This window comes from Streptomyces sp. NPDC059008 (assembly GCF_042749045.1).
Lineage (GTDB): Bacteria > Actinomycetota > Actinomycetes > Streptomycetales > Streptomycetaceae > Streptomyces.
In genome coordinates, this window is the sequence record NZ_JBHYJC010000044.1 from 1 (window position 1) to 11,227 (window position 11,227).

Genomic DNA, 11,227 nt, shown 5'->3' on the forward strand with positions numbered 1-11,227 from the left:
GAGGAATCCCCCTCGCCCGGCAGCGGCGGACCGCATGCGAAACAGCGCCTGCCAAATCACCGGTTCACCGCTCGTGGGGCCTGAACCGCGGGGCCACCTTCTCGGCGAACAGCCGCAGCGTCCGCTCGGCGTCGCGGTAGTCCGTGTAGCCCGGGTTGACCTGGATGCTGACGCACAGGTCGTCGCCGTAGCTCTCCCGGGAGGCGTCCAGCTGCCCGATCACGTCGTCCGGTGTGCCGGCCAGGATCTTGCCCGCGCTCAGCGCCTTGCCGAAGTCGTACTCGCGCGCCTTGTCGACGAGCTTGTCGTACCCCTTGTACTGGTCCGAGCTGGTCCGCAGCCATCCCGCGGCCGCCTCGGACATCAGCACGACGTGGTTGTTCTCCATCTCCTCGCCCCGCCGCAGCGCCTCGTCGCGGTCCTCGGACAGGTAGCAGTTGTACTTGAGCTGGATGCGGGCCGCGCCCTTGGCGTGACCGGCCTCCGCCCACGCCTCGCGGTAGGCGGCGAGCATCTCCACCACCACGTCATGACTGACGATCGTCGGCACGACCTGCAGGTGGTAGCCGGCCGTACCGGCGGCGGCACAGGACTCGGGGCTGGACGCGGAGGCGACGAACACGGGCGGGCCGGACTGCTGCACCGGGCGGGGCGAGAGCGTCACCGGCCCGAAGGAGTGGAACTCGCCCTCGAAGACGACGTCCTCCTCGCTCCACAGCCTGCGGCAGGCCTCGATGCCCTCGCTGAAGCGGCGGCGGCTCTCGTCGATCGACACACCCAGCCATTCGAACTCCTGGGGCAGCCAGGCACGGCCGAAGCCGACGTCCAGCCGCCCGTTGGAGATGTTGTCCAGCATCGCCAGCTTGCTCGCGAGCTGCAGCGGGTGGGTGAACGCGGGGATGACGGCGCCACTGGCGACCCGGATGGTCTTGGTGCGCGCGGCGATCGCGGAGAGCAGGGTCACCGGGTCGGGGCTGTACCCGCCGTACGGTGTGCCGTAGTGCTCCACCGTCTGCACATGCTCGAACCCGTACTCCTCCGCGATCTGGCTCAGTGCGATGGCCTCGCGATAGAACTGCCACGCGGGCTTGTGATCGGGAGTGAAGACCGGGAAAAAGTTCAGACCGAAGTCCACGGAACTCTCCTGAGGAAAAGATTGCGCCAGCATGGGCTAGGAGTGCGGCGACGAGGTGTCCAAGACGTACACCCTGCGCGGCGCGCCCTGAGGAGTACCCAAGGGGTGATCACACGTCGCCGCGGCACTCGCCGCACATACCTCCGGTGCATTCGACGGCATTCGGAGTCGATGTTCGGATGGCGTAACTGTGGCAACCGGCCGTCAGAGCCGTCAAATAACGTGGGCTATCGGCTTGATAACCGATCTGATCTCGGGGCGGAATTTCGCCAATTCCGCTGGTGGAAGTGGTGAGTTGATAGCGTCGGGGCCCCCCGCGGCGCCGGATGTGCCCAAGGCACCCCTATGCCGGCGCCGGCCACCAGACTCACCCCGGAGCCGCTGCCATGAGCACCTTGATTCTTCCCTGTGCGCCGAGCCGGCCGGAGAGCGGGCTCGACCCGGATCTCGCGGCGCTGCTCACCCGGGCCGGGCTGGACCCCTTGGGCGTCGAGGACCTCGCCCGCCGCGCCGTCGAGGAGGACCTCGACCACGGCGTGGACGTGACGACGGCCGCCACGGTCGCCGAAGACGCCGTCTGCTCGGGCGACTTCACCGCGCGCGAGGCGGGCGTGGCCGCGGGGCTCCGGGTCGCGGAGGCCGTGCTGTCGGTGGTGTGCACCGAGGAGTTCATCGTCGAGCGGCACGCCGAGGACGGCGAACGGATCGAGGCGGGCCAGGTCCTGCTGAGCGTCACCACCCGCACCCGCGACCTGCTCACCGCCGAGCGCAGCGCGCTGAACCTGCTGTGCCGGCTGTCCGGGATCGCCACCGCGACCCGGCGCTGGGCCGATGTCCTGGAAGGCACCCAGGCCAAGGTCCGCGACACCCGCAAGACCACGCCGGGCCTGCGTGCGCTGGAGAAGTACGCGGTGCGGTGCGGCGGCGGCGTCAACCACCGCATGTCGCTGTCCGACGCGGCCCTGGTCAAGGACAACCACGTCGTCGCGGCGGGCGGTGTCGCCCAGGCGTTCCGGGCCGTGCGCCGGCAGTTCCCCGGCCTGGCCGTCGAGGTCGAGGTGGACACCCTGCCCCAGGTGCGGGAGGTGCTGGACGCGGGGGCCGACCTGATCCTGCTGGACAACTTCACCCCCGCCCGGACCGCGGAGGCCGTCGCCCTCGTCGCGGGCCGCGCCCTGCTGGAGTCCTCCGGCCGCCTGACCCTGGACACCGCCCGCGCCTACGCCGACACCGGCGTCGACTTCCTCTCGGTGGGCGCCCTCACCCACTCCGTCCCGGCCCTGGACATCGGCCTGGACCTGAAGGCGCGGGACTGACCGGACGGCGAGCGGCCGCACCACATCGCGGGAGGCGCGGTCCGGCGCCCGCCTCCCGATCCGTCGGCGGACCCGGCCCTGACCCAGCGGACAGGCCCTAGGCAGCAAGCTGCCACCGCCGCGCCTTGAGGCTGCAGGAAGGTGCCAGGGCCACAAGCGGCGCGCAGTGCGCGCGCAGCATGGGCTCGCACCGGATGCCCCGGCGAGCGGAGCCCGGAGGACAAGGGACGGCGTGACGTCCGCGTCCCGGGCCCCTGACGGAGGAGCGATGGAACCACTGTCACCTTCTGCGCACCAGGACACCTTCCCCCGCGACAGCCTGCCACCGCGCGAGGAGTGGCCCGAGCTCGTCTTCGACCTGCCGGAACTGCGCTACCCCCCACGGCTCAACTGCGCCGTGGAGCTGCTCGACACCACCATCGCCCGGTTCGGCGACGGGCCGCCCGCCCTTCGTGACGATGCCGGCCGGGTCTGGTCCTACGGGCGGCTCAAGGAGCGGGTCGACAAGATCGCCCGGGTGCTGGCCGAGGACTACGGTCTGGTACCGGGCAACCGGGTACTGCTGCACGGCCCCAATTCGCCCTGGATGGCCGCCTGCTGGCTGGCCGTGCTGAAGGCCGGCGGGGTCGTGGTGACGACCATGGCGCTGCTGCGGGCCAAGGAGCTGCACGCCGTGGCGACCAAGGCCCGCGTCGGCCTCGCGCTGTGCGACGAGCACTTCACCGGCGAACTGCAGCGCGCCGGCCTGCCGGGGCTGCGCATCGTCGCCTACGGGGGCGCCGACTGCGAGCTGAACCGGCGGGCGGCGCGGGGGGCCGCCGGGTTCACCGCGGTGGACACGGCCGCGGACGACGTGGCGCTGATCGCCTTCACCTCGGGCACCAGCGGGCAGCCCAAGGCGACGATGCACTTCCACCGCGACGTACTCGCCATCGCCGACACCTTCTCGGCACACGTCCTGCGGCCCCGGCCCGACGACCTCTTCGCCGGCAGCCCGCCGCTCGCCTTCACCTTCGGCCTCGGCGGCCTGCTGGTCTTCCCGCTGCGGGCCGGCGCGTCGGCGCTGCTGCTGCCGGCCGCCTCCCCCGGGGAGCTGTTCGGCGCGGTGGGCCGGCACGGGGTCACCGTGCTGCTCACCGCGCCCACCGCCTACCGCACGGCGCTGCGGCGGATCGAGACCTACGATCTGCGGTCGCTGCGGCGTTGCGTGTCGGCCGGGGAAGCGCTGCCCGCGGACACCTGGCACGCCTTCGAGCGGGCCACCGGCCAACGGATCATCGAGGGCATCGGCTCCACGGAGATGCTGCACGTCTTCATCTCGGCCGCCGACGACGACATCCGGCCCGGCGCGACCGGCAGGCCGGTGCCCGGGTTCCGCGCCCGGGTGGTCGACGAGGAGGGCGCCCCGCTCCCGGACGGCGTGCCGGGGCGGCTCGCCGTACAGGGGCCGACCGGGTGCCGCTACCTCAGCGACGAGCGGCAGCGGGCGCAGGTGCAGAACGGCTGGAACATCACCGGCGACATCTACGTCCGCGACGCCGACGGCTACTACCGCTACCAGGCCCGCGCCGACGACATGATCGTCACCGCCGGCTACAACGTCGCCGCCCCCGAGGTGGAGCAGGCGATGATCCGCCACCCGGCCGTCCTGGACTGCGGGGTGGTCGGCGTGCCCGACCCGGAGCGCGGCCAGGTCGTCAAGGGCTTCGTCGTCCTCGCGCCCGGCTTCGACGCGGGCGAGGAACTCGCCCGGGACATCAAGGAGTTCGTCAAGTCCGAGATCGCGCCGTACAAGTACCCGCGGCTCGTGGAGTTCGTCGCCGCGCTCCCGTTCGGCGACACCGGAAAGCTGCAGCGCCATGTGCTGCGGGCCGCTCTGGCGGCGGACCGCGCATGACCGGTGGGCGGCGTGTTCGTCTCGTCCGGGCCCCTGGCCGACCGGCCGTCCTCTTCTTCCAGGCAGGTGAGTTCTGATGTCGCTGACGGAGGCCGTCGGCGCCGCTTCGACCGCGCGGCGGGTGACGCAGTGGACCACTCCCGCCGGGGTGAGCGTGCACCGCTCGATCACCCCGGCCGGCAGCGCCCGGCTCCTGCGGGCCGGGCTGGAGAGCGCGCTCGACCGCCGGCGCGGCATGCTGCGGTTCCGCGGCGACGACGTCGTGATCGGCTACGCCGACCCCCCGGTCGAGGTGAGTGTGCGCGGCGACCGGGTCGGCGTCCGCGCGCTCAACTCCCGTGGCCGGGTGCTGCTCCCCGCGCTGCGCGGGGCGCTGGACGCGGTCCTGACGGAACGACAGGCCGACGCGGACGAGGTCTCTGGGCGGGTTCCCGGGCGCACCGGGATCTTCGCGGAGGAGGAGCGCACCTCGCACGCCGGCGTCTTCGCGGCGGTGCGTGCGCTGCTGCGGGCCATGGCCGCGTCCGAGGACCGGCTGCTGGGGCTGTACGGCGCCTTCGGCTACGACCTGCTGTTCCAGGTGGACCCCGTCGAGCTGCGCCAGCGGCGCGATCCGGACGACCGCGACCTGGTGCTGCACCTGCCGGACGAGATCTACGAGCTCGACCTGCGCCGCGACGAGGCGGTCCGGCACGCCTACGAGTTCACCGTCGGCCGGGAGCGCACCGAAGGGCTGCCGCGCGCCACCGGCGCCGCGGAGTTCACCCCCGGCGCCCCCCGCCGGCTGCGCGACCACGCGCCCGGCGAGTACGCCCGGGTGGTCTCCCGGGCCAGGGAACTGTTCCGCTCGGGCGACCTGTTCGAGGTGGTCCCCGGCCAGGTCTTCCGCCGCCCCTGCGCACAGCCGCCCTCCGTGCTCTTCCGGCGGCTGCGGGAGAGCAACCCCGCTCCGCACAGCCTGCTGGCCAACCTCGGGGAGCGGGAGTACCTGGTCGGTGCCTCGCCCGAGATGTTCGTACGGGTCCGGCACGAGGCCGGCGCGGCCGGCGCGGGCGACCACCTGGTGGTGGAGTCCTCGCCGATCAGCGGGACCATCCGGCGGGGCCGCGACGCCATGGAGGACGCCGAGCACATCCGCCGGCTGCTCAACTCCGCCAAGGAGGAGTCCGAGCTCACCATGTGCACGGACGTCGACCGCAACGACAAGGCCCGCGTCTGCGTGCCCGGTTCCGTCCAGGTCACCGCCCGGCGTCGGATCGAGAAGTACGCGACGCTCATCCACACCGTGGACCGGGTGCGCGGCGTGCTCGCGCCGGGGCGCGACGCCCTCGACGGCTTCCTCGCCCATCTGTGGGCGGTGACCGTCACCGGGGCGCCCAAGATGGCGGCGGTGGAGTTCATCGAGCGCGAGGAGCGCTCACCGCGCCGCTGGTACGCGGGGGCGGTGGGGTGCCTCGGCTTCGACGGCAGCCTGGACACGGTGCTGACCCTGCGCACCATCCAGGTGCGCGACGGCGTGGCGACGGTACGGGCCGGGGCGACGCTGCTGTACGACTCCTCGCCGGCGGCGGAGGAGGCCGAGACCGAACTCAAGGCCGAGGCGCTGCTCCGGGTGCTGGACGGACCGGTGCCGGCCGCCGGGCCGCCGGCCGCGGGCCGGGACCGGCCGGGCGAGGGCCTGCGGATCCTGATGGTCGACCACCGCGACTCGTTCGCCCACTGCCTGGCCGACTGTCTGCGCCAGACCGGTGCGAGCGTGGCGACCTACCGGGCCCCCGGCCATCTGCCGATGCTGGCCCGGGAGCGGCCCGACCTGCTGGTGCTCTCGCCGGGACCGGGCCGCCCCGCGGACTTCGGGCTGGGCGCGACGCTCACCGAGGCCGAGCGGCTGGGCCTGCCGGTCTTCGGGGTGTGCCTGGGTCTGCAGGGGCTCGTCGAGCACTTCGGCGGCACGCTGGGCGTGCTGGAGCGGCCGGTGCACGGCAAGCCGTCCCGGGTCAGGGTGACCGCCGGGGACAGCCGCCTGCTGGCCGGCCTGCCCCGGGAGTTCGAGGTGGGGCGCTACCACTCGCTGTACGCCACCGCGGCGCGGCTGCCCGCCGAGCTGCGGGTGACCGCCGAGACCGCGGACGGCGTGGTCATGGCCGTCGAGCACCGTGAACGGCCGCTGGCCGCCGTCCAGTTCCACCCGGAGTCGATCATGACCGCCGGAGAGCGGATCGGCCACCTGGTGGTCGAGGGCGCCGTGACCTCCCTGGTCCGCCCCCGGGCGGGCGCCGGGGCGAACGGGCCACAGCCGTGAGCCGGCGGCACGGACCGGCCCACCGCACATCCACGACAAGGAGAACCCGTATGGTCGGTCGGCCGCTTCGGATCGGCATCGTCGGTGCCGGGCCACGAGGGCTGTCGGTGCTGGAGCGACTGTGCGCCAACGAGCGCGCGGCGCCCGCGCACCCCGCCGTCGTCGTCCACCTCGTCGATCCGTTCCGGCCGGGCGCGGGTCAGGTCTGGCGCACCTCGCAGTCCCGGCATCTGCTGATGAACACCGTCGCCTCGCAGATCACCGTGTACACCGACGCCGGCGTGAGCATGGCGGGCCCGGTCGAACCCGGTCCCGGCCTGTACGACTGGGCCCGTTCGCTGTCCCTGACGGGGCCGCTGGAGGAGCCGTTCGGCACGTACGACGACGAGACCCTCGCCGAGGCCCGGGACCTGGGGCCGGACGCCTACCCCACCCGCGCCTTCTACGGCCGCTACCTGGAGGCCGCCTACCACCGGATCGTGGCCGGGGCACCGGACCATGTCACCGTGTGCGTCCACCGGACCCGGGCGGTCGCGCTCGACGACGAGGGCGGCACGCGGGCCGGTGCGCAGCTGCTGACGCTGGCGGACGGCACCAAGCTGGCCGGGCTCGACGCCGTCGTGCTCGCGCAGGGGCACGTCCCCGCCCGGCCCACCCGCGAGGAGGAGCAGTTCACCGCCTCGGCGCGGGATTCGGGGCTGCGCCACGTACCGCCGGCCAACCCCGCCGATGTGGACGTCACGCAGATCCGGCCCGGTGAGGCGGTGCTGCTGCGGGGCCTGGGACTCACCTTCTTCGACTACCTGGCGCTGTTCACCATCGGCCGCGGGGGCTCCTTCGAGCGGACCGACCGCGGGCTGGTCTACCACCGCTCGGGGCACGAGCCGCGGCTGTACGCCGGCTCGCGGCGCGGCGTCCCGTACCACGCACGCGGCGAGAACGAGAAGGGGGCGCACGGCAGGCACCGTCCGCTGCTGCTGACCGCGGACGTGATCGACGGGCTGCGCCGGCGTGCGGAGCGCGGTGAGCGGGTGCGGTTCCGCACCGATCTGTGGCCGCTGATCGCCACGGAGGTCGAGTGCGTCTACTACGGCACCTGGCTGACCGCGCACGGCCGCGGCGCGGAGCGGGAGCGCTTCAGCGAGCAGTACCCGGCCGCCGCCGACGCCGCGTCCCGGCGGCGCCTGCTGGACGCCTACGCCGTCCCCGTCGCCGAGCGGTGGGACTGGGAGCGGATCGCCGCGCCCCACGGCGGACGGTCGTTCGCCGGCCGGGCGGAGTTCCGCGGCTGGCTGCTTGCGCATCTGCGGCGCGATGCGCGCGAGGCCCGGGCCGGCAACGTCGGCGGACCGCTCAAGGCCGCCCTGGACGTGCTGCGCGATCTGCGCAACGAGATCCGGCTCGTGGTCGACCACGGCGGCCTGGACGGCGCCTCCTACCGGGACGACCTGCAGGGCTGGTACACCCCGCTCAACGCGTATCTGTCCATCGGCCCGCCCACCTCCCGCATCGAGGAGATGACCGCGCTGATGGAGGCGGGCGTGCTCGACGTCCTGGGGCCCGGGATACAGGTGCGGCACGACGCCGAACGGAGGGCCTTTCGCGCCCGCTCCTCGGTGCCCGGTCCCGAGATCGACGCGCGGGTGCTGATCGAGGCGCGGCTGCCGGACCCGGACCTGCGCCGCACCGGCGACCCCCTGCTGCGCCATCTGCTGGAGACCGGCCAGTGCGCCCCCTACCGCATCGCCGCCGACGACGGCACGGACCACGAGACCGGTGGCCTCGCGGTCACGGCCCGCCCCTACCACCTGGTCGACGCCCGTGGGCGGGCGCACCCGCGGCGGCTGGCCTACGGGGTCCCCACCGAAGCCGTGCACTGGGTCACCGCCGCCGGGATACGCCCCGGCGTGGACTCGGTCACCCTCGGCGACTCCGATGCCATGGCCCGCGCCGTCCTCGCCCTGCCGCCGGCTGCCGCGCCCGCCCCGGACATCGCCCACCAGGCGTCATGACCGCCGCCGATCCCCGCGCCGCGTCGGCGCTGCGCCAGGCCGTCGCGGAGCTTGGGAGCCTGCCACCGCTGGTGTTCCCCGACGAGTGCGACCGGCTGCGTGCACGCCTCGCGGCGGTCGCCCGCGGCGAGGCGTTCGCGCTGCTGGGCGGCGGCGGTGCGCCGTCCGGCGGGATGCTGACGACCCTGCTGCGGATGGCCGTCGTGCTGTCCTACGCGGGTTCGGTCCCGGTGGTGAAGGTGGCCGGGACGGCCGGGGGCGACGGGCCGGCCGGCACGCCGGGTCCGCACACCCCGGACGCGGAGCGGCTGCGGCGGACGTACCGCGCCGCGGCGGCCGCCCTGAACCTGCTGCGCGGCGGCCTCACCGCCGGCCACCACGCCGATCTGCGACGCACGCACCGCGCCATCGAGGACTTCGTGGCGCGCTCCCCCGCGCGGGCCCGCCATGGCCGTCTGACCCGGGGACTCGGCGCGGCGATCCGCTTCATGGAGGCCTCCGGAGCCACCGGGAACACGCCGCACGCCACGGAGTTCTTCGCCGGCCACGCGGCGCACCCGCTGGAGTACGAGTCCGCGCTGACCCGGGTCGACGAACGCAGCGGACCGGCGTACGGCCTGTCGGGCCACCTGGTCTGGATCGGCGGGGGCGCCCGGCGGCCCGACGGTGCGCAGGTGGAGTTCGCCGCGGGCATCCGCAATCCGCTCGGGGTCGTGCTCGGTCCCGCCGCGACGGCCGACGAGGCGCTGGCGCTGATCGACCGCCTCGACCCCGAACTCGCTCCGGGGCTGCTGACGTTCCTCGTCCGCATGGGCGCTGCGGCGGTATACGACCGGCTGCCCGAACTGGTGACGAAGGTCGGCGCGAGCGGCGCCCAGGTGGGCTGGGTGTGCGACCCGCTGCACGACGTCCTGGAGGAGGTCGGCGCCTTCTTCGAGGTGCACCGGGCACTGGGCACCCATCCGGGCGGCGTCCGGCTGGAGTTGACCGGAGACGTGGAGCCGACCGCGGGCGGTCCGCTCCTGAGCCCGGACCAGGCACTCGACCTCGCCTTCGCGATCGCCGGGTGGTACGCAGGCCGGTGACCTACGGGCGCGTCGACCGGGGCGCGGCGGAGCGCGTGCGGGCCCGAACGCGGGCTGTGGGCACCGCAGTTGCGCACCGCGGTTGTTTCATCACCTCGATGGTTAAACTCAAGCAATGAACTTATCGGCTTCCCCGCTGACCCTGGAGGTCATCGACCTCATCGGCACGATGGTGTCCCGCTTCCACGACGAGTACGAAGCGGCCGCGGCCGAACACCGGCTCACCGGCGCCCAGGCCCGCCTGCTGGCACTGCTCTCCCACGGGCCGCTGCCGATGCGCAGGATCGCCGAGCAGCTCAAGTGCGAACCGTCCAACGTGACCGGCCTCGCCGACCGCCTCGAAGCCCGCGGCCTGGTACAGCGCCGCCCCGACCCCGCCGACCGCCGCGTCAAGCTGGTCGCCGCCACCGACGCGGGCCGCCGCACCGCCGACCTCCTGCGCCGCTCACTGGACTTCGCCCGCGAGCCGCTGGCCGCACTGCCGGACCAGGACCGCGCGACCCTGCGGGATCTGCTGCGCCGGATACTGGCCTGACCGGACGCGCGGAGCCGGGTGGCCCGGGACGACCCGGCTCCGCGCACGCACACGGGCGTCAGGGCTTGCGGGCGGCGATGATGCCGTAGCCGATCTGCGGCAGGTCCCCGAAGCGCTCGATGATGTCGGCGGCCTCGGAGAGCTGCTCGCTGAACGCGTCGTCGAACGTCTCCTTGGTCTGCCGGATGGCGGCCGCGGCCAGCGTGTGGCTGCGCCGTACGTTCTCGCCGATGTCCAGTACCTCGACGACCTCCAGGCCGGCCTTCTCCATGTGGGCGACGTACTCGTCGGCGTCGCCGATCGGGGGGATCTGGAACAGCCTGCGGTTGGCCGCCACGATCTCGGTCTCCCGGGCGTCCAGTTCACCCTGCTGGTACGGGTTCGCCGTCACCAGCGTGCCGCCGGGGCGCAGCACTCGCGTCGCCTCGGCGATGGCCTTGGCGCGGTCGGACATGTGCAGGAAGGACTCGATGGCGTAGACGCGGTCGAAGTGGCCGTCGGCGAAGGGCAGGTCCATGCCGTCGGCCTGCCGGAAGGACACCTGGCCGCTGTTCTCGCCGGCCTCGGGCCGGGCGGCGGCCACTTCCGCCTGCTGGGCGCTGATCGTGACACCGGTGACATGCACATCGCGCCCGCCCGCGATGTGGACGGCGGGCTTGCCGCTGCCGCAGCCGATGTCCAGCACGCGCAGGCCCGGTGAGAGGTCGAGCCGGTCGGCGACCATGTCGGTCAGCGTGTCGGTGGCCTGGGCGACCGACGCGTCGTCGTCCTCGCTTCGCCAGTAGCCCAGATGAATATTTCCCCCCATCACTTCGGAGAGGAGATCGGTCGACTGGTCGTACATGCTGCCCACGTCCGCCGCGGTGGGTATTTGCTGTTCGGCCATCCCTGATATGCCTTTCCCTCATTCCCCGGCCGGTGCGCCCGCACCGCCGGACGGACGCT

Annotated in this window: 8 protein-coding genes; 6 read left to right on the forward strand and 2 right to left on the reverse strand. The window is 73.5% G+C overall.

The genetic code is table 11. The features are described from left to right. Nucleotides 1–64 precede the first annotated feature (64 nt). On the reverse strand, nucleotides 65–1,135 hold the full coding sequence (locus ACFWZH_RS32555) for an LLM class flavin-dependent oxidoreductase (protein WP_384439504.1): 1,071 nt from the start codon (nucleotides 1,133–1,135) through the stop codon (nucleotides 65–67). A 386-nt stretch (nucleotides 1,136–1,521) separates the two neighbouring features. Here ACFWZH_RS32555 and nadC point away from each other — a divergent pair, with 386 nt between their 5' ends. The 6 genes from nadC (at nucleotide 1,522) to ACFWZH_RS32585 (ending at nucleotide 10,282) form a co-directional block, all read left to right on the forward strand. Beyond that, nucleotides 1,522–2,451: a carboxylating nicotinate-nucleotide diphosphorylase gene (nadC, locus tag ACFWZH_RS32560; protein ID WP_384439507.1), complete on the forward strand. Its 930-nt coding sequence runs from the start codon at nucleotides 1,522–1,524 to the stop codon at nucleotides 2,449–2,451. Between the two features lie 268 nt (nucleotides 2,452–2,719). Next, the gene (locus tag ACFWZH_RS32565; protein WP_384439510.1) at nucleotides 2,720–4,348 is read left to right on the forward strand and encodes an AMP-binding protein; all 1,629 of its coding nucleotides are present in this window, start codon (nucleotides 2,720–2,722) and stop codon (nucleotides 4,346–4,348) included. Nucleotides 4,349–4,424: 76 nt separating this feature from the next. Then, nucleotides 4,425–6,650: an anthranilate synthase component I gene (locus tag ACFWZH_RS32570; RefSeq protein ID WP_384439513.1), complete on the forward strand. Its 2,226-nt coding sequence runs from the start codon at nucleotides 4,425–4,427 to the stop codon at nucleotides 6,648–6,650. 50 nt (nucleotides 6,651–6,700) lie between these two features. Next, complete coding sequence (locus tag ACFWZH_RS32575; protein WP_384439516.1) at nucleotides 6,701–8,662, forward strand: FAD/NAD(P)-binding protein; 1,962 nt, start codon at nucleotides 6,701–6,703, stop codon at nucleotides 8,660–8,662. Continuing rightward, nucleotides 8,659–9,747, forward strand: a complete 1,089-nt coding sequence (locus tag ACFWZH_RS32580; protein ID WP_384439519.1) for a 3-deoxy-7-phosphoheptulonate synthase — start codon at nucleotides 8,659–8,661, stop codon at nucleotides 9,745–9,747. Before ACFWZH_RS32575 ends, ACFWZH_RS32580 begins: the two co-directional genes overlap by 4 nt. Before the next feature lie 115 nt (nucleotides 9,748–9,862). Then, nucleotides 9,863–10,282 (forward strand): MarR family winged helix-turn-helix transcriptional regulator, encoded by a 420-nt coding sequence (locus ACFWZH_RS32585; RefSeq protein ID WP_384439522.1) that lies wholly within the window; start codon nucleotides 9,863–9,865, stop codon nucleotides 10,280–10,282. A 58-nt stretch (nucleotides 10,283–10,340) separates the two neighbouring features. Here the strand turns inward: ACFWZH_RS32585 and ACFWZH_RS32590 are convergent, their stop codons facing one another. Then, entirely contained in the window at nucleotides 10,341–11,168 is an 828-nt protein-coding gene (locus ACFWZH_RS32590) for an SAM-dependent methyltransferase (RefSeq protein WP_384439525.1), read from the reverse strand. Nucleotides 11,169–11,227 lie beyond the last annotated feature (59 nt).

Coding starts and splice junctions, on each gene's coding strand:
- ACFWZH_RS32575 (WP_384439516.1), top strand. CDS start 6,701: ATGGTCGGTCGGCCGCTTCGGATCGGCATCGTCGGTGCCGGGCCACGA.
- ACFWZH_RS32570 (WP_384439513.1), top strand. CDS start 4,425: ATGTCGCTGACGGAGGCCGTCGGCGCCGCTTCGACCGCGCGGCGGGTG.
- ACFWZH_RS32585 (WP_384439522.1), top strand. CDS start 9,863: ATGAACTTATCGGCTTCCCCGCTGACCCTGGAGGTCATCGACCTCATC.
- nadC (WP_384439507.1), top strand. CDS start 1,522: ATGAGCACCTTGATTCTTCCCTGTGCGCCGAGCCGGCCGGAGAGCGGG.
- ACFWZH_RS32565 (WP_384439510.1), top strand. CDS start 2,720: ATGGAACCACTGTCACCTTCTGCGCACCAGGACACCTTCCCCCGCGAC.
- ACFWZH_RS32580 (WP_384439519.1), top strand. CDS start 8,659: ATGACCGCCGCCGATCCCCGCGCCGCGTCGGCGCTGCGCCAGGCCGTC.
- ACFWZH_RS32590 (WP_384439525.1), bottom strand. CDS start 11,168: ATGGCCGAACAGCAAATACCCACCGCGGCGGACGTGGGCAGCATGTAC.